At 53.8% G+C, this 18,806-nt stretch carries 15 protein-coding genes; 7 read left to right on the top strand and 8 right to left on the bottom strand.

Going from position 1 to position 18,806, the window contains the following annotated elements:
• The first annotated feature begins 75 nt into the window (after positions 1-75).
• From topA to IEY52_RS21420, 3 genes are read left to right on the top strand one after another with little or no spacing between them, the layout of a single operon-like run.
• Entirely contained in the window at positions 76-2,397 is a 2,322-nt protein-coding gene (topA, locus tag IEY52_RS21430; protein WP_189006723.1) for a type I DNA topoisomerase, read from the top strand.
• 17 nt (positions 2,398-2,414) lie between these two features.
• A complete protein-coding gene (locus IEY52_RS21425) occupies positions 2,415-2,927 on the top strand; it encodes a hypothetical protein (protein WP_189006721.1) in 513 nt (170 codons plus the stop codon).
• Between the two features lie 53 nt (positions 2,928-2,980).
• The gene (locus IEY52_RS21420) at positions 2,981-3,616 is read left to right on the top strand and encodes a DedA family protein (RefSeq protein WP_189006718.1); all 636 of its coding nucleotides are present in this window, start codon (positions 2,981-2,983) and stop codon (positions 3,614-3,616) included.
• Positions 3,617-3,791: 175 nt separating this feature from the next.
• Here the strand turns inward: IEY52_RS21420 and IEY52_RS21415 are convergent, their stop codons facing one another.
• The 5 genes from IEY52_RS21415 to IEY52_RS21395 all read right to left on the bottom strand — a co-directional run bounded on the left by IEY52_RS21415 (position 3,792) and on the right by IEY52_RS21395 (position 9,492).
• On the bottom strand, positions 3,792-5,156 hold the full coding sequence (locus IEY52_RS21415; RefSeq protein ID WP_189006715.1) for a replication initiator protein A: 1,365 nt from the start codon (positions 5,154-5,156) through the stop codon (positions 3,792-3,794).
• 1,605 nt (positions 5,157-6,761) lie between these two features.
• Positions 6,762-7,658, bottom strand: coding sequence for a ParB/RepB/Spo0J family partition protein (locus IEY52_RS21410; protein WP_189006711.1), 897 nt, complete (start codon positions 7,656-7,658; stop codon positions 6,762-6,764).
• Positions 7,651-8,652: an AAA family ATPase gene (locus IEY52_RS21405; RefSeq protein ID WP_189006708.1), complete on the bottom strand. Its 1,002-nt coding sequence runs from the start codon at positions 8,650-8,652 to the stop codon at positions 7,651-7,653. Before IEY52_RS21405 ends, IEY52_RS21410 begins: the two co-directional genes overlap by 8 nt.
• Positions 8,653-8,905: 253 nt before the next feature.
• A complete protein-coding gene (locus IEY52_RS21400; RefSeq protein ID WP_189006705.1) occupies positions 8,906-9,226 on the bottom strand; it encodes a hypothetical protein in 321 nt (106 codons plus the stop codon).
• Between the two features lie 104 nt (positions 9,227-9,330).
• On the bottom strand, positions 9,331-9,492 hold the full coding sequence (locus IEY52_RS21395) for a hypothetical protein (RefSeq protein WP_189006702.1): 162 nt from the start codon (positions 9,490-9,492) through the stop codon (positions 9,331-9,333).
• 233 nt (positions 9,493-9,725) lie between these two features.
• Here IEY52_RS21395 and IEY52_RS21390 point away from each other — a divergent pair, with 233 nt between their 5' ends.
• Together IEY52_RS21390 and IEY52_RS21385 are read left to right on the top strand one after the other, a co-directional pair.
• Positions 9,726-11,066 (top strand): RNA-guided endonuclease InsQ/TnpB family protein, encoded by a 1,341-nt coding sequence (locus IEY52_RS21390; protein ID WP_189006699.1) that lies wholly within the window; start codon positions 9,726-9,728, stop codon positions 11,064-11,066.
• A 730-nt stretch (positions 11,067-11,796) separates the two neighbouring features.
• A complete protein-coding gene (locus IEY52_RS21385) occupies positions 11,797-12,195 on the top strand; it encodes a hypothetical protein (RefSeq protein ID WP_189006697.1) in 399 nt (132 codons plus the stop codon).
• 16 nt (positions 12,196-12,211) lie between these two features.
• On the opposite strand, the gene IEY52_RS21380 is transcribed toward IEY52_RS21385, so the two are convergent.
• The 3 genes from IEY52_RS21380 to IEY52_RS21370 all read right to left on the bottom strand — a co-directional run bounded on the left by IEY52_RS21380 (position 12,212) and on the right by IEY52_RS21370 (position 15,879).
• A complete protein-coding gene (locus IEY52_RS21380; protein WP_189006694.1) occupies positions 12,212-12,685 on the bottom strand; it encodes a hypothetical protein in 474 nt (157 codons plus the stop codon).
• A gap of 147 nt (positions 12,686-12,832) precedes the next feature.
• Positions 12,833-15,160 (bottom strand): serine/threonine-protein kinase, encoded by a 2,328-nt coding sequence (locus IEY52_RS21375; protein WP_189006691.1) that lies wholly within the window; start codon positions 15,158-15,160, stop codon positions 12,833-12,835.
• A 56-nt stretch (positions 15,161-15,216) separates the two neighbouring features.
• On the bottom strand, positions 15,217-15,879 hold the full coding sequence (locus IEY52_RS21370) for a M23 family metallopeptidase (RefSeq protein WP_189006688.1): 663 nt from the start codon (positions 15,877-15,879) through the stop codon (positions 15,217-15,219).
• A gap of 618 nt (positions 15,880-16,497) precedes the next feature.
• Here IEY52_RS21370 and IEY52_RS21365 point away from each other — a divergent pair.
• Both IEY52_RS21365 and IEY52_RS21360 read left to right on the top strand, forming a co-directional pair.
• Positions 16,498-16,863 (top strand): hypothetical protein, encoded by a 366-nt coding sequence (locus IEY52_RS21365; protein ID WP_189006686.1) that lies wholly within the window; start codon positions 16,498-16,500, stop codon positions 16,861-16,863.
• A gap of 369 nt (positions 16,864-17,232) precedes the next feature.
• On the top strand, positions 17,233-18,324 hold the full coding sequence (locus IEY52_RS21360; protein WP_229684905.1) for a LacI family DNA-binding transcriptional regulator: 1,092 nt from the start codon (positions 17,233-17,235) through the stop codon (positions 18,322-18,324).
• Positions 18,325-18,806 lie beyond the last annotated feature (482 nt).

Here is an 18,806-nt window from a genome sequence, read left to right as displayed (position 1 = left end):
GCATCATTACTCTGTATGGAGTACAATGAAAGAAAGGGATGCCCTGACACCACAGCACCCGGGAAGGACAGCAGCATGAAACTCGTGATTGTGGAGTCTCCAGGAAAAATCAAAAAAATCAGCAGCTACCTGGGAAATGGCTACGTGGTGGCCGCCAGTTTCGGCCACGTGCGGGATTTGCCCGCCAAAAAAGACGACCTGCCCGAAAAATACCGCAGCGAACCCTGGGCCAACCTGGGCATCGATGTGAACAACAAATTCCGGCCCTATTATGTGCGCAGCAGCAGCAAATCTGCCCAGATCCAGAAGTTGCTGGACCTCTCCAGCAAAGCCACTGAAATCCTGCTGGCCACCGACGCAGACCGCGAAGGTGAGGCCATCTCCTGGCATTTGCTGCAACTGCTGAAACCCAAGGTGCCCGTGCACCGCATGGTCTTTTTTGAAATCACCCAGAGCGCCATCCAGAAAGCCCTGCAAAACCTCAGGCCCCTGGATTTGAATCTGGTGGGAGCCCAGGAAAGCCGCCGCTGCGTGGACCGCCTGTACGGCTACGAAATCAGCCCTCTGCTGTGGAAAATGGGACCACGCCTCAGTGCCGGACGGGTGCAGAGTGTGGCCCTGCGCATGGTGGCAGAACGCGAACTGGAACGCATCGAATTTGTGCCCACCGCCTTCATTTCACTGGATTCCCTCACCGAACACGGCTTCACGGCCCGCCTCACCCATTTTCAGAACCAGCGGGTGGCCACCGGAAAAGACTTTGACAGCAAGGGAAAACTGAGAGATGGGGCTTACCCTTTCAGCAAAGAGGAAGCAGATGGGGTGGCTGCACAGCTCAAAAAACACCCCCTCACCCTGCAGAAAGACGAAGAGAAACCCTTCACCCAGAAGCCTCCTGCCCCTTTCATCACCTCCAGCATGCAGCAGGAAGCCTCCCGCAAACTGGGGTTCTCGGTGAAAAAGAGCATGGAGGTGGCCCAGAAGCTCTATGAAGCCGGGTACATCACCTACATGCGCACCGACTCCCCCGCCTTGTCGGATGAGGGAACGCAGGGCGCAAGGGCCGCGGTGGGCCAGCATTACGATGCAAAACTGCTGCCAGCAAACCCACGGGTTTACGCCAGCAAAAACCAGAATGCCCAGGAGGCCCACGAAGCCATAAGGCCTTCAGGCAAGGTGTTCAGGGACCTTCAGCAGGCCAGAAAAGATCTGGCAGACGATGAGTACCGCCTGTACGAACTGATTTACAAGCGCACCCTGGCCAGCCAGATGATCGATGCGCAGGGCAGACAGCGCGTCCTCACGCTTAACCTGGACAACCACCTGTTCACCGCCAGCGGAAAAACCTACGATGAACTGGGATTTCGCACCCTTTACGTTGAAGGAAAAGACGAGCAGGAAGAGGAAGGCGAAAAACTGCCGCAGATGCAAGTTGGGGATCTGGTCAAGGTCAAAAAGACCACTGTCAAGAACAACAAAACCCAGCCTCCAGCCCGCTACACCGAACCCAAGCTGGTGCAGACCCTGGAAAAAGCAGGCATTGGCAGACCCTCCACCTACGCCTCCATCCTGACCAACATTGAAACCAGAGGATACATCCAGCGCACCAAAAACACCCTGCACGCCACCTGGCTGGGCATGGCAGTGGTGAAATTCCTCACCGAGAAATTCCCGCGTTTCCTGGATTACACCTTCACGGCAGAGATGGAAAAGCAACTCGATGACATTGCAGAGGGGAAACGCACCCGACTGGACTACCTGACCCACTTCTATTTTGAAGAAGGCGGCCTGTCTGTCGAACTTGCAGCTTACCGCCAGCAGCCCCACACCGAAACGGATTTCACCCCTGAAATCCTGAAAGAAGCTGGACTGCGCATCCGCATTCAGGACGGAACCCCTCTGCTCAGCATGTCTGGAAAAGCTGTGAAAATCCCAGACAGCCTCAAACCAGATGACCTGACACCGGAAAAAGCCCAGGAACTGCTGGGATCGGGGGAAACCATCACGGTGGCTGCACCTGCCGCTTCTGCCCAGAAACGCACGCTGGGTTTTCATGAGGGCAAAGAAGTGGTGGTGGGCATGGGCAAGTACGGACCTTACCTGAAAGTCGGTGAGGAATTCCGCAAACTGAAAGTCCACGCCAGCGCCATCCCACACCTGACCCTGGAGAAAGCCCTGCAAATGGCAGAGGCAGCATCCAGCGAAAACAGTGTTTTGAAGGAACTTCAACACGGACGCGGCAAAATCCAGGTGCGCCGCAACGACCGGGGAATGTACCTTGCCAGTGGCAAGAACTTTGCTCCTTTGCAGGAAGGCACTTCACTGGATGACCTCACTTACCAGCAGGCCAGTGAAATGCTCAAACAGCACCAGGACAGCCGCAAGAAACGCGCTTAGAGCATAGAGGTGTAAGGATGCCTGACGAAACAGAAGAAACAGAACAGGCTGCTTCAGGGGTGCCTGCCAAAGTGCAGCAACATCAGGTGCAGGCCCACAGGCTGTCCCGGAAACAGGAACAGGAGCTGGAAACGCGGTATGGAAAAGTGTTTCGGTTTGTGCGCAGGTACATGCAGGAATATGGGGTGAACATGCAACACCAGGCGGACAGTGTGTTCACCGCTGCCCGTTGTGTGCAGTGCAAGCGGGCGGTGGTGTTTTTTGACACTTCTCGCTTCATTCCTCAAGCCGCCCAGTTCCCAAAACTCTTGCGTCTTGGCCCTGACCAGTCCACTGGAAAAAGGCACCATTACCTCAACACCTGTCCTTACTGTGGCCGCTGGCACGGAAAACGCATGATCGAAAGCATCCACGAGCACAACCGCGAACATGATGAACAGACCTGTGTGATTTTTTCCGGGATGCAGTACCTCCTGTGGCTGCAAGGGCAACCCCAGCCCATCCTCCCCACCAAACAGGACGGCACCTGAAGGCTGCAACAATCCCCACAGCACATGTCTGCTGTGGGTGCTAGCATGCGCAAATGTTCGAGTGGATTGAAAATTTATTGAACAACATGGGTTATCTGGGCATTGTTTTCCTGATGTTCCTGGAAAATGTCTTCCCTCCCCTGCCCTCAGAATTGATCATGCCCATGGCTGGATTTGCTGCAGCCAGAGGCGACCTGACCTTCTGGGGGGTGGTGCTGGCCGGAACAGCAGGTTCGGTGCTGGGTGCCCTGCCGCTGTATTTTGTGGGCCGTCTGGTGGGTGAAAAGCGCCTGACCCGCTGGGCAGACCAGCACGGCAAGTGGCTGACCCTTTCCGGAAAAGACATCCAGAAAGCAGACGACTGGTTTGATGAACACGGCAAAAAATCGGTGTTCCTGATGCGCCTGGTTCCCGGCATCCGCTCCCTGATTTCCATTCCTGCGGGCATCAGCGAAATGCCCTTGCTGATGTTCATGCTGTTCACTGCACTGGGCACCCTGTTGTGGTCACTGGCCCTGGCTTACCTGGGCAGTTTGCTGGGTGAAAACTACAAGGCCGTTGAGACCTATCTCAAACCTGCGTCATATGTGATTCTGGGACTGATGGTGGTCTTCATCGTCCGCTGGGTGAGCAGGCGCCGCAGGGAGCAACAAGGGTCCTCTTTGCCAGAGAGCAAAAAAACATCGTGAAGAGACAATAGAGGCATTCCTCCACAAGGACTTGAATGCTGCAATCTGCGGGGTCAACAGAACCCTGCACATCCTGTTTTGCCCGGTGATGCCTCGAAATTTTGTGAAGCCTTTTCCTGTCCTACAGATGGTTTTTTGCTTAGAATAACGTTATTCTAAATTCCAGCCCTGAAGCTCAGCCTCCCAGCAAAGCACGGATGTCAAAATCATTGAGGCTGTAAGCCACTCTGGGAAACACCTCATCGGCGTTGATGGTGCCGTCCATGACCATGCTGTGCAAAATGTCCTTTTCGATCAGGGTCAGCCTGTAGCGGAACTCTGCCGTCTTGACCAGCCGCTGCGCTTTTTGTTCCAGAGGCAGTTTTTCAAAAGCGTCTTCGGGATCGTGGGCATCTGATAGGGTTGCTTTCACCACTGCTGGCTTTGCAGCCCCCGTTTCCTCTGCCAGAACAAGTTGCTGGGGGTCCAGCAGCAGGTTCAATTGCGCCTGGTATTTTTCGGGACTCTCAATGATGTCGATCAAGAGCCCGGTCTTGCTGCGGGGCTTGTAGCCACTGTTGAGCAAGATCTCCAGGTGCACCAGTGCCGTGTGGATGCGCTCTGGAAAGTTTTGCACCAGTTCCAGGGCCTTGGTTTTGGCCACGCGTTTTTCCTGCAAAAGTTGCAAAAGTTCTGGATCAGGGATGCGTTCAAAGGTGGTGTGAAACAGGTAAGACACCTGCTGCTGCTCTGCCCTGCCTGAGTACTGCACATCCTGCAGGTACCCCACACGCACCAGATCCTCATGGCTGCGTTCCAGGCTGCGCCGGATGCGGTAAGCATCATCGGTGACCGCCAGTTTGAGGATTCTGGCCCAGTCGAACAGATTGAAGTGCAATTCATTCACCTGCCGCATGGGGTCGATGGCATCCCGGCGGTTGGCTTCCAGGGTGCGGTACAGGGCGCGGCTGTTGGGCTGGTCCAATTGGCTGAGCACCCGACCACTGGTGGGAAAAATGTAACCTGCCCGGATGCTGTTGACGATCTCTTCAGGCAGCGTGATTTCCAGCTGACTGGCCGCAGTCAGGTTTTCCAGTTCGCTCTGGGTCTGGGCCATGCGCACGATGTGCTGGAAGGTCACCGACATCCATTTTTTGCTGGTGTGGTCGCGCCATGCGCTCTTGATTTCATACTGGGAACTGTACAGGCGCTCCAGAGAACGCTGCAAAGCCGAATACCCTTTGCCCGAAGGATCAATGTTGGCTTCTTTGAGCAGTTCGTAAGCGCTGCAACTGACCTTGCTGTCCTCGGTACCCTGTTTCATGTACAGGCTGAGGATGGCAGCATACACATCGCTGTCCAGTCCATGTGGAACCCCCAGGTCCAGTTTTCCCGAGCAGGAGATCTTAAATTCCTGCTCTCCACTGATGCCATGGTAGGACCAGGAACTGTAACCCTCGGGGATCTGGCGCTGGATGGCAATCAGGTTCTGGCGTGCCACATTCAATTCGTGATAGCGCCTGATCTGGGCATCTTCGCCCTTGGGTTTCTTTCCAGCCATGAAGACCATTTTAGGGGCAGGGGGATCAAATAAAAAGTATCGGGAAACCTGTGGTTTTTGCCAGGAAGTCATTCAAGGATCAGGTAAAATAACAGAATAAGTTCTCATAATTCACAATAAACATAACATCTTTTCTTGCTGACTTCTGTGAAGAGAGAAAAAGTGGGATTTCCTGCTTGCAATCGAACTTTAGATCCTCCAGAACCGAACTGCACACCCTCCAACCAGAGACTATCGGGAAACCTGTGGTTTTCCCGAAAAATACCGTCCAAAACGCATCTAAAATTTACGCATTCAGAACAAAAGGCACGGGAAACCTGTGGTTTTTCTGGGGGTATCGGGAAACCTGTGGTTTTGCACCCACGGGAAACCTGTGGTTTTTGAAACTTTTTATTGTGACAGAGCCAGAATTTTGCTTGCAGAGGGGGGTATCGGGAAACCTGTGGTTTTTGCCTCAAAAAAGCCCTGAAAAGCACGGGAAACCTGTGGTTTTTGAAAAAGCAGGTATCGGGAAACCTGTGGTTTTTGAGGTCGAAAAGCACGGGAAACCTGTGGTTTTCAAAATGACCACCCACGGGAAACCTGTGGTTTTTGGGGTCAAAAGTATCGGGAAACCTGTGGTTTTCGGTCCAAAAAGCACGGGAAACCTGTGGTTATAGCGCTAAAATTGCTGTCTGGCACTCTCGCCCTGATGATGATCTTTTTAATCAATCAATTATTTAAAAGATTTATCTATAAAAAGAAATCATCAAAACAGGGCTTTTGCAAAAAATTTTGAGCCAGAATTTTCCCCACATTTTTCTCATGATGCCCCTGAGGGGTGGCTGCACTGGACACTGCAGGTGGATCTTGATGATGGTAAAATTCAAATCAACCAATGGCGTCCATTTTGCCCTGTCATTTTGATGAAGCCCTCAAAACCCTGCGGATCCCAGGGCAACAAGTGCCACAGAATGCTCTAAAATGAACAATAACCCGCCTCCGTGACCTTTAGGGTATCCCAATAAGGGTCTGAAATTTCCAGGGGCGTTTATGGCTGTTTTAGAGCGTGATGTTCAAGATGCTGGTGATGCTCATTCTGGTTGCTTGAAGGTGGTGACCCCAGCCCTGAGAATTTTGGGCAGAATCACTTGAAGCCTGAAAGAGGAGTCGTTCCTGAGGGAACAACTTTTTCTGGAATTGTTGATGCTGCGAAATTTGGACCTCGACCTGGAGCAAACTCCGCCCATTTGAATTTTAAAATTCCGTTTGAAGCATCAATCCCATCATTCCCTGTGTTCTGATGTGCCTCGATTTCCTGTAAAAAACGGGATGTTTTGAGGGATGACAAAGTTGCCTTTCAAGTGGGCGAAACAAATGAGTCGTCCCAAAAGAGACAACATTTTTTGATGCTATTGATTTGATGCTGTTGAAGGGTAAGATCTGGGTATTAGATACCGGTGAGGGAAAGGACCAGCAAGTGCACAGATGAAAGTTCAGAGGATACCCTTAAGGATTCCTCCTGAACTTTGTAGAAACCTGAACTTTGTAGAAACCTGAACTTTGTAGAAACCTGAACTTTGTAGAAACCTGAACTTTGTAGAAAAAGGTTGTTTCTTGTCTCGATCAGCTGTTCAGCAGTTCTTGCAGTTCTTTCAATTTGGCTTCCACCAGGGCTTTTTTCTCCTGGTTCAGGCGCTGATATCTGCGTTGCTCTTTGCCTTTCAGGTAAAGGTCCACCAGGCTGGATTGAGGCTGGGATTTTTCCTGGAGCTTTTGCACCTGTGTTTTGAGTTGCTCCAGGCTGTACCCCTTTTCCAGGGTGTCTTGCAGCAGCTTCTGGCGCTGTCCATCCTGTTTGATCTTGCCCAGCACCCTGGCTTTGGTGTACTCCAGTTTGCCTTCCTGCAGAGCCAGTTTCAGGTCCTCTGGGAGTTTCAGAAGGGGCAGGCGGTTTTTGACAAAGCTGAGGAAATTCAGACCAGGTTGAATTTCCCGGAGCAAGGTTTCCACCTCAGCTTTTTTCAGGGCCGCTTCCTCGGAAACATCGTTTCCCAGGCTGCCCAGCCATCGCACCAGGTCCTCCTGTTTTTGCTGGTAGCGCAGGCCCAGAATGCCCACCATGGCCTGGGTCTGGGTGTATTCGTCCAGGTCTTCCCGCTGGGAGTTCTCAATCATTTGCAGCACAGACAGTTGCTCAGGGGTTTGCTCAGGAAGCACCACGGCAGGAATGCTGTCTTTGCCTGCCAGTTGCGAGGCCCGGAACCGCCTTTCTCCAGTGACAATCCAGTAGCCGCCTTCCTGGCGGGGTTGCACCTGAATGGGATTTTGCACCCCCAGTTTGCGGATGCTTTCACTGAGGCTGCCCAGGCTTTCGGAGGCAAAGAACCTGCGCAACTGCTGGGGATCAGGATGCACCTCGCTGAGCGGAAGGTTCTGAATGCTCTGGGTGTCTTCCTGGGCAAGGGCAACATTGAGCAACTTGGCCAGGCTGGCTGCACCTCCTGCAGGACGCTTACTCATTGACATTCACCTGCACATTCAGGCTGGCCAGCAGTTCCTCGGTCACGACCATCACTTCACGGGCTGCTTCGCTGTCCGGGCGGTACTGCAAGATGCTCTTGCGGTTTTGCCAGGCATCCTCGAACATGGTGCGTTCCCCGATGGGCTGGGACACCGGGCCATATTTTTTCAGCACCGGGGCGATTTCCTCGTAGTAGCCTTCATCGGTGCTGTGCACGTTGCGCACAAAACGGGTGGTGACAAAGAGGGCGATGCGGTACTGGGGATTGCTTTTTTTGCAGATGTTGAGGACCTTGAACACCCTGGGCAGGCCCCCCATGGTTTTTTCCTTGGGCGGGGTGGGCACAATCATGGCGTCTCCAGCCAGCAGGCAGGACATGGTCACCTGTCCCACCGAAGGAGGGCAGTCGATCAGCACAAAGTCGTACTGTTCCCGGATGGATTTGAGTGCGGTGGACAGCAAATTCTGTCCATTGATCACTGTGGGAATGCTCAGTTCCAGACCGCTGATTTCGAGCTGACTGGGCACCAGATGCAGTTTTTCAGTGATTCTGGTGGGCTCTGGGAAAGACAGTTCATCGCTTTCCCAGATGTGGTTGATGGTGTTTTCCAGGGGAATCTGGGCAGGATTGAGCCCAAACATCTCTGTCAGGTTGGCCTGGCTGTCGGCATCGATCAACAGCACCCTGAAATGGAAAAGTTCTGCCAGGGCGTATCCAATGTCGCGGGTGGTGGTGGACTTTCCGACCCCTCCAGCGTGGTTGAAGACCGGCAGCACATGGCAGCGGTTGATGTTCAGTTCGATGCCCACACCCAGAGCCTCGGCGTATTTCAGCACGCTGCGGATGGTGGGGTTGTCGCTGTTTTCCAGATCCAGCACACTCTGCTTGGAGCGCACACCAATGCGTTTGGACACCGTGAGCAGGGTGATGTCCCGCCGGGTGCGGATGTCCGCAAGTTGCCGCATCACTTCTTGCATGGAGTTGTCATTCATGGCTGCATGATGTCAGGTTTTAACCTGACTTTCAAGGCAGAAACCCGACATCGGCTTTTTTGTTGTTTGGTATGATTGCAGCCTTGTTGTGCGCTTTTGGGAACCTGGTTTTTGATCGAAGGAACATGCTGGGTTTGTTGAAGTATAAAGCCATTCAAGAACGACAGAAAAGAAATTTAGAATAACGTTATTCTAAACGATTCTTGTTGTCTCAGACATACTTTGCCTTCACAAAAAACAAGCCACTGCAGCCCTATGGATTGAGGGCCTGGAGCACAATAGAGATGACAGCCCAGATTCCATAGATGGCCAGTCCGACCACTGGGATGAGCAAAATGCCTCCAAGTTCTGCCTGCTGGTCCAGTTCTTTGCATGTGGCCTTTGCCTGTTCCAGGCCCACCTTTTGCAACTCGGCATAGGTGACCCCGTGTTCCTGGCATCCTTCCGGCAACAGAACAGTGTCTGGCTGTTCATTTCCCTGAGGCGTGCTGCGGTAGGCTGATCCAGCAGGGATTCTGGGATAGGTGGTGTCAAGATAAGAGACCCTGGGTGCACAGGATTGCAAGACCAGCATCAAACATAATCCAATACAGATGTTTTTCATTTTTATTCCTCAGCTTCAGTATAAAAGGCCAGCAGCCACAAAATGCAAGTTGTCTTGAAAGAGACTGGCGCTGTTCAGCCAACCCTGGAAGCCATTTCTTTTTTCACCACTGGAGCCACTTTGGTGCCCAGCAGTTCAATGGCTTTCATGAGTTGCAGGTGGGGGAGGGTACCCACACTGAACTGGGCCAGAAAACGCTGGTGCCCAAACAATTCATGTTGGGCAACCCTGGACACCCGTGACTTCAGTCATTCTTGGACAGAACGGCTTCTTGGTTAGAACGGCACCCTTCTTGAGCAAAACAGCACCCAGAATGGGGATTGCTCGCAGAATGGGGCCTGATCACACCCAGAATGGGGCCTGATCGCACCCAGAATGGGGCCTGTCCGCTGGGAGGAATGGGTGGAAGCCAAAAGCCTCCCAGGCCGTAAAAGTCTTGATCCTGTTTTTCACCATGAATACTTTCCTTATGAGGGTTACGATCAGCGCCACATTGAAACTGCGACACAATGCGCAACAGAAAGCCGCGTTGGATGCAATTTCTCTGGCCTACCGTGATGCTCTGAATTACGCCTCTCAAAGGGCCTTTGAACTCGACAAAACCTCCTCCGCTCCCAGGCTCCACAAGGCCGTCTATGCGGATCTGCGGGCACAGTTTGGACTCGGGGCTCAACTGGCCTGCACCGTAGAACGTCAGGTCGCGGCAACCTATCAAACCCAATGGACGAAGCTCAAACAGAACCTCAAGGCCAGAGAAGCCAGTCATACCAAACGCAGATACAAAGGCCTGGATGCTGCTCCGAAATTTGTTTCTCGCACCCTGGAATACCAGCATGGGCGTGACTACTCCTGGAAGAAGGGCGGCAAAGTCAGCATAAGTACGCTTGATGGCCGTCTGGTGCTGGAGTACGAAGGCTACCAGAAGCACCTTGATTGTATTGCAAGGGGCTGTGAAACGGGAGCGGCCAAACTCTACCATCAGAAGTCTAAAAAGCGGTATTACCTGATTGTTGCTGTCCACATTGACCTTCCTGACCCGCAACCCGTTGGCCATTCCAACGTGGTGGGTGTGGATGTGGGCCAGAGGTATCATTTCGTTGCCACCGACAAAGACGGCAAATCGCTGTTTGAGAAAGGTGCGCAGGTTCGTCAGCAAAAAGACCATTTTGCTCGTACAAAGAAAGCCCTCCAGCGTAAAGGCACCCGTTCCGCGACTCGCCGTTTGGTGATGTTGTCGGGAAGAGAAAGACGGTTTATCGCTGACCGAAATCACACGCTCGCCAAGATGCTTCTGACCCGATTCCCGAACTCCATTTTTGGGCTGGAAGACCTGAGCAGCATCCGTGAACGCATCGAGAGACACGCTGACCCTAAAGTCAGCAAGAAAGTGAAACGAACGAAACGTCACCAGAGTCAATGGTCTTTTGCGGAGCTTCAAACCATGCTGGCCTACAAAGCTCCCCTCTATGGCTCTCTTGCGGTGCGGGTGGACGCAAATTACACCAGTCAGGCCTGTTACAAGTGCGGTCATGTGTCCAGAGGAAACCGGCCAAATGCAGGATTGGAGTTTAAATGTGAGGCTTGTGGTCATCGGGGTCACGCAGATCGGGTGGCGAGTGTGAACATTGCTTTGAGAACGCTGCTCGTCCGGCAGGACTGGATGAGTACGGGTGCTTTGTCAATGCGCCCTGATGTGTCGGATGGTGAAGCGAGCAGGCCCCATTCTGGGTGCCGTTCTGCTCAAGAAGTCAAAGCTGCGCGCCTGAGAAGGTATGCAGAGTTGCGATGGAATCCAGATACAAGCGCGTGACTTCAGTCATGCGTTATTGACGTTCAAAAAGAATTTTTTCAATACTCTGTAAAAGTAGGGGAGGTGGCTTTTAAGCAGGGTAAGGGCGGCGTTTAGAATAACGTTATTCTAAAGGATTTTTATTGTCTGGAACACCAAAAGCTTTTACAAATTCTGGGGATCTGGTCTGCCTCAATGGCTCCCGAATGTGGTTTCAAAGCACTGTGCATGTTCTGTACATGCTTAAAGGGCCTGCAACGCAAAACAGCCTCCGGAGTAAGAGGCTGTTTGCGGGTTGTGATGGAGCTTTGTGTGCAAAGCCCGCAAATCAGCAACAATCAGGCGTCTGGGTTGAAGCAAAGGATTCTCCTTCTGATGGGTTTCCAAACGCCTGGAGCCAGTATAACACTTTATAGGGGATTTCCCCTATTGACAAAAGGCATCCCGAAGATTCTTCTGGGTATTTTGCAATCGAACGTCAAAAAACAGCCCCAGGACTTGACCCTGACAGAATTGTCACAGACCAAGGGGTTTTGTTTTCTTTTTAGGCTCTCTGTGCAAAAACGATGGATTTCTTGTCTATGATGAGGATTTTGGAGGTTTATGACATCCAGGAAAGGCAGTGAAAAGCCAGAAAAAGGAATTTTTGAATTGAAAATGCATTTTTGCTCAGGCAAATGGTGTTGAAAACGCCCACCATTGCCGCAGCAACAACTAAAGATCTGTCAGCCTCTGTTTTTAAACTGGTACCATGCCCACATCTTCTCTGGCTGTTACAGTGCAGGACCTTCCCCAGACGCTTCAAGAAATTGCTGCCCTGCTGGAAAAAGAGCAAAAAGAGCAGCTGGGATCCCAGGGTGAATTCCACTCGGATGCTTACAGCTGTGTCAGACATGCTGTGCTGGTGCAGCTCCTGAGAGAAATGTACCAGAAAGTGCAACCCCACACCCTGCTGTCTGAACAGCGCCGTCCTTTTGAGGCCCTGCCTGGAAATGTGATTGTGCAGGAGCGCTGGAACAGAGGGAAAAAGGCCATGCAGGATGCCCTGCCTGAACTCCAGAACCTCTGCCAGAAGCTGGTTCAGCATCCAACCACAGCCAGATTCAACCGTCTGGCTGTGGGGCTCAGTGAAGTGCTGCAGGTTTTGTAGGATCGGAAAGGGTCCTTCAGTGGGTGTAGAAGGCTCCATGGTGGCGGGCCAGCGCATCCCGCACCTGTTCTTCTTGCAGGCTGTCTGCGGCATCCACTGAAATCAGAAGCTTGCCTCCTCGCAGGGCATCATTGTAAAAGTGGGATTCTTTTTCAGGATCTGCAGCGGTCACCACCGGATTGTGGGTTCCTGCAGGTTGCTCTTCCAGCGCAGCGGCAGCCAGTACAGCTCCCGCACCAGGCGATCCCAGACCTCCAATGCCCACCGGGACTGCTGCATTGATCACTGGAGGCAGCAAGAAGGATGGACGGTCAGCATCGCCTGTGTCTGTGTTGATGGTCCCATCTGGATCAGGACGCAGTGTTTCGCCAGAGGCCTGCTGGCGGTGGCTGTAATAGGTGTGCTGATCGCTGACCCCCAGCTGGTGCAGCTCTTGCAGGGCAGCCTGGGCATCTTGTTGATTCTGGAAAACAGCGGTGATTCTGGACATGTCAAACCTCCTGAATGTGCATGGTTGTGCATCTGTTGTTCAATGCAACGCTGCTTTCAGTATGGTCTGTGCTGGTCTGTCCGTCTGTTGGAGATAACACGCTCAGGTGAAGGCCCAGGTTTCAATCCATGCGTTTTTGGGCAATCCTCAGAAAATCTTCCAGCGGGGTTTCAGCAGCTTCTTCAGGCGTTCTGCGGCTTCATCGATGCCCTGGTCCTGGGCCAGCTGGTAGCATTCGATGGCCAGTGCACGGTTTTTTGGAGTGCCCCGTCCCTGTTCGTGCATTTTGCCCAGTTGCAGCAGGGCTTCAGGATGATTCTGGTCTGCAGCCTGTTTGTACCAGTGGAACGCTTGCGTTTCGTCCCGGACCACGCCCAGACCTTTCTCATAAAAGGTGGCGGTGCTGAACTGGGCCTCGGCTTCCCCCTGTTCAGCAGATTTCTGGAACCAGTGCAGGGCCTGACCCAGGTCCTGATGCACACCCTTGCCTTCTTCGTAGAGGATGCCCAGGTTGTACTGGGCTGCGGCGTTGCCTCCCTGGGCAGCCAGACGGTACCAGTGGATGGCCTGCTGCATGCTTTGCATCACGCCCCGTCCGGCTTCAAAGAGCACGCCGAGGTTGTTCTGGGCCACCCCATGCCCCTGGTCTGCTGCCCTGCGGTACCACAAAGCGGCCTGTGCAGCGTCCGGTTTGGTGCCCCAGCCTTCTTCCAGGAAAAGCCCCACTTTGAACTGGGCTTCCAGCACGCCTCCCTGAGCCGCCTGCTGAAACATCAGATAAGCCTGTTTGAGGTCTTTGCTGATCCCCAGACCCTGTTCCAGCAGCAGACCCAGCAAAAACTGGGCTTCAAGGTGTCCCTGATCGGCAGCTTTGCGGTGCCAGTAAGCCGCCTGCTGCAAATTGATGGGGGTTCCATGCCCTTCAGAGAAGGACTGGGCCACTTTGAATTGCGCTTCTCTGTGCCCCTGTTGTGCGGCTTTCTGGTACCAGTAGAGGGTGCGGGCGGCGTTGCTGTTCTCTTCCTGTTCACTTAAGAGGCCCAGATGGTGTTGCGAAGAGATGTCTCCCTGTTCGGCAGCTTTCTCGTACCAGAACACCGCCTCTTTGAGGTCGGCTGGGATCCCCAGTCCTTTTTCGTACATGCGGGCCAGTTTGCTCTGGGCCTTCAGGTGTTCCTGGCGGGCCGCTTTGCGGTACCAGTCGAAGGCCTGCACCAGACTCTGTGTTACTCCTGTGCCGTGTTCAAACAGCACGGCCAGATTGTACTGTGCAATGGCGTGGCCCTGCTCTGCAGCCTGCCGGAACAGCTTTGCGGCTTCTGCATGGCTTTGCACCACCCCTCTGCCTTTCATGTACAGGAAACCCAGGTCGTTCTGGGCGGAGGCATGCCCCTGGTCTGCTGCCATGCGGTACCAGTGGGCAGCGGTTTTCTCGTCTCTGGGAACCCCTTCACCTTGCTGGGCTCGGATGCCTCTGGCATAAAGTTCTTCTGCAGAAGGTGCGTGAGGTGGTGGGGGAGGGGAAGGGGTGGGGGTGAAGCTGCGTCCAGAGGGAACCAGGGGAAGCAGCAACTGTTTGAGGCTCTGGGCGGTCTGGGGCCGCTCTTGCACCTGCAGGGACAGGGAATTCTGGATCACTTTTTGCAGCACATGCCCGGCAGGAAGGGGCAGGGGTTCCAGTGCCGCTCCTGTCACCCGGTCAATGGAGGCTGGCGGGGCTTTCCCCAGCAGGGCATGGTAAAGGGTGGCTCCCAGAGAGTAAAAATCGGTGTAGGCTCCAGCCTTGGCCTGGGTGGCGTATTGTTCCAGCGGAGCGTATCCGGGGGTGACCATGCGGGTGTGGTTGCTGGTCTTGTTGGCCTCAAAGTGTCTGGCAGTCCCGAAGTCAATCAGGACGGTGCGCCCGGTGTCGGTCAGGAAGATGTTTTCGGGTTTGATGTCCCGGTGCAGCATTCCGGCGGCATGCACCACCTCCAGGGCTTCGGTGACCTGCAGGCAGATGCTTTGCACCTGATCCAGGTGCAGTTTGCCTTTTTCAGCAATGCGCTCTGCCAGGGTCTGTCCAGTCAGGTGTTCCATCACCAGGTAACCGGTGTTGTTCTCCTCGAAGCCGTCCAGCACCTTGACGATGTTGGGGTGGTCAAACTGGGTGAGCAACTGGGCTTCCCGGCTGAAGCGGGCTTTTTCCTGCTCGAACACCTCTGGGTTGGCAGGGACCACCCGGTCCTGGCTTCCTCTGGTGGTGAGGCCATCCACAAACAGTTCCTTGATGGCCACCGTGCGGCCCAGAAAGGTGTTGGCCCCCAGGTAGGTGATGCCAAATCCGCCGCGTCCCAGCACCTTGCCGATGGTGTATTTGCCCTGCTGCAGTTTGGTGCCCACCTTGAGGTGTTGTTTGAGCAACCAGCCACAGATGGGGCACCGGAAAGGATCATCGGTCAGGGTGTTGTGGCAGTGGGGACAGATCACAGACATGCGCTGTTTTCATTTTAGCCGATGTCTGTGTGGGATTTTTGGGAGTTGCGCAACCTTCAGCGGGCCGAGAGCAGGGTGGTGGGGTTCAGCTCGCGTCCATTGTGGTAAATGCGGAAATCCACATGGGGTCCGGTGGCTGCACCGGTGGCTCCGGCCAGGGCGAGCACTTGCCCGGCCTGCACGGTGCTGCCCACATTCACCAGCAGCCTGCTGTTGTGGCTGTAGCGGGTGGACCAGCCGTTGCCGTGATCGACCACCACGGTGAAACCGAAGCCGCTGCTGTCCCATTTGGCAGTGGTGACCACTCCAGTCTGGGAGGCATGCACTGGGGTTCCGGTGGAGGCGGCAATGTCGATGGCAGGGTGGAAATTGCTTCCTGCAATCCACAGGTTGCGGTAGCCGTAACCACTGGTGATGGGTCCATTGACCGGCCACAGCCAGCTGCGGGCACTGTAACTCACCTTTTTGATGGTGGCTTTCTGGGCGGTTTTGGGTTTGGTGGGGGTTTTGCTAGGCAAAACAATTTTCTGGCCCACTTTGAGGCTGTTGGGGTTTTTCAGGCTGGGGTTGAGGTCGCGGATTGCATCGATGTTGATGCCCTGACGCTGCGCAATGCGGCTCAGGGTGTCCCCAGCTTTCACGGTGTAGCTGGTGCTGGCAAAGACGCTGGAGGTGCCACAGAAAAGGGCAAGCACGACGAGAAGATGTTTGAAGGACATGGGTGGGGCTCCTGCACGATATTTTTGTGGGTTGGGTTTAGAGCATCATGGGCTCGTGACTTCAGCATAGCTTCAGCTGGTGAGCCTGCTGTGAACAAACTCAACTGTAAATGAAGGCCAGCATGAGAGCACCCGGAAGATGGTAAGGGCAGATGCAGTTGTTGACACAAGGATCTCAGGCCACTGTCAGGTCTTTTTGGGACCCATGGAAAAGCAGGATTCGCAAAAATGCTTTGCAGGGCGTCAAAAACCTTTTACTTGTTGTGAATCTTACCCAAAAGGATTTGTGCAGAATTTACCTTATTAAATAAACTTATTGTCTTCAATGAACAAAGTTGTTGACCGCATGGACCCGTGACCATGAGAAATCTCAGGCAAAGTTCCCTCCATGAGACAGAAAGTCCACCCATTCATGAGCGATATAGCGCTTTTTGTGTCAAACTTCAGATCTGACTCAGTGTGCTCCAATGTTGCGTTCTGTGAGGTCGGCTACTCTGAAATCATCCAGTCCAGACTTTTCAGGACGAGCCCTGCACCTGCGCAGGATTTCTTGTCATCCCAGCTCACGCCTTCGAATTCAACACCCGCAGGGTGAAGTTTCACCCCCGAGGAGGATTCATGCAGCACTTCAGAACCCCGAAATTTCAATACCGGCTCTCCGATGGCAGCCAGAACCACTGTGACATTGACGTGTACCTCAGCCCGGAACGCCACGACGTGGTGGTCTACCTGCAGGAAACCCGTGAGGGTCTCACTGCTGAGCCTCACCGGGTGATCAACCAGTTTTACCGCCAGGAGCTGTTCCGGCACCTCACCCCGGCCAGCCGCCTGACTTTTTACTACGTGAATGCCCGTCAGGACTGCTTCCCCATCGATCTGGGAGGCCTCCCGGGCGGCTACACCGAAGGTCAGGTGGAAACCTACCGCCAGGTGCTTCCCGAACTGCAGGCCCTGCCCGTGTCCATGGTGCTGCGCGCACAGTAAATCCCTTTGCCCGCAAGGCGACCTTTCCAATTCGCCCCTTTCGGACTCCCCCAGAGAATGCTGGGGGAGTCCCTTTTTGGAGCAGAGGCAAGGGGTTTCGACACTTGCAGGGTTCTGTTTGCTGCGTTGATTCATTGGAAGGGGAGGCTTCATGAAAAAGTCCCCTTCTCAAGAACACCAGTCCAGCACAAAAGCCTCTTGTTCCAAAGCCTCTTGTTCTTCTGTCAAATGCTTTAAAATGGTTCATCAAGTAAGCGCCTACACCCCATTTGCCCTCAAGGGAGTCCACATGTTGCCTGCCACAAAGCATTTTTTTCATCCCTCCTGCCCAACTGTTCTGTGTGCTCGCTCTGTTTCAGGAGGTGTGCTGTGGCCGGTGTGACCCTGGAACAGGTGGCCCTGGAAGCGAGGGTGTCCACGGCCACTGTCTCCCGCATCATCAATGGTACTGGAAAAGTTAGTGCCAGACGAAAAAAACAGGTGATGGATGCCATTGAAAAACTGGGTTACCGTCCCAATCTGGTGGCCCAGTCCCTGGCCCGTGGGCAATCCATGAACGTGGGCGTGCTCACCCAGGACATTTCCAGTCCCTATTTCAGCCAGATGCACAAGGGGATTGAACAGGGGTTTCAGGGCAGTGGTTACCACCCCATTTTTGTCTCCGAAGAGTGGCGGGATGACCAGGACCATGCTGCACTGGAGGTGCTGCTGTCCAGAAGGGTGGACGCACTGATCGTGCTGGGCGGCTACATCGAAGATGATGTGCTGCTCAAGATCAGCCGGAACACCCCCATGGTGGTGGTGGGCCGTCTGGTGCCAGGCCTGGAAAAACAGTGTTTGCAGGTCAACAACCACCATGGGGGTTTGCTGGCCACCCGGCACCTGCTGGACCTGGGGCACCGTCACATTGCCCACATCGCTGGACCCGACACCCACTATGATGCTGTGGAACGCATGGCAGGCTACATGCAGGCCCTGCAGGAAGCAGGGGTTCCCCTGAACCGCCAGCTGGTGGTGGAAGGGCAGTTCAGTGAGGAGGGGGGCATGCGGGCCACCGAAAAACTGTTGAAACTGGGCATGCCTTTCACGGCCATTTTTGCCTGCAACGACCAATCGGCTCTGGGGGCGCAGCTGGTGTTGCAGAAGAAGGGGTTCAGGATTCCCCAGGACATATCTGTGGTGGGGTATGACGACCTTTCCCACAGTGCTTTCATTTATCCGCCCCTGACCACCGTCCGTCAGCCTGGGTTGAAAATGGGCCGCGCTGCTGCCCAGTGTGTGCTGGATTTGCTCTCAGAAAAATCCCCCCATCTGCCTGCTTTTCACAATGAACTGGTGGTGCGCGAGTCTTCAGGACGGGCTGCCGGAAGCGAAGTGATTGTGCCTGCAGAAACTGCAACACTTGCCGTTGAAGCAAAGCCAGTTCAGAAGCGCAAACGGGCCAGCAAGAAAGACAGCTGAACCCGGCTCTGACCCCGGGGTTTTCCCTGACATTTTTATGGGAACTTCCTGGATGAGGCAGATCAGAACCCCCTGTTGGCTTCTGGATGATGGATTCTTTTGCAAGCCATGTTCCGCAGGCGAACACGGATCAAACCATTCAGGCTGGCTCCCGAATTTTCTTTGTCAAAAACTTTAATTTTTTCATGAAGAACCCAGATTTCAAGGTCAAAATCCATTTTGGTCAAAGAAATTACGGATTTGAACCCGGTATAAAATAGACTGGTCTTGTTGCCAGGGATATGTTTTTGTGCACAATCTCTGTTAAGGAAACCTCAGCATGTGATGAAAAAGGTTCATTGAATTCAAATCCCGGTGTTATACTGAGCTCTGCGCACCACCCTGAATTTCTGCTTCCCAACGTGCATTGCGATGTGCATTGCGACTTGCATTGCGATTCTTCCTGTCCCACCTTCTGAAACACCAAAACAGAGGTGTTTCCT

This window comes from Deinococcus roseus (assembly GCF_014646895.1).
GTDB classification, from domain to species: Bacteria; Deinococcota; Deinococci; order Deinococcales; family Deinococcaceae; genus Deinococcus_C; species Deinococcus_C roseus.
The sequence above is the reverse complement of the archived record's forward strand: the minus strand, read 5'-3'. Positions and strand labels throughout refer to the sequence as shown.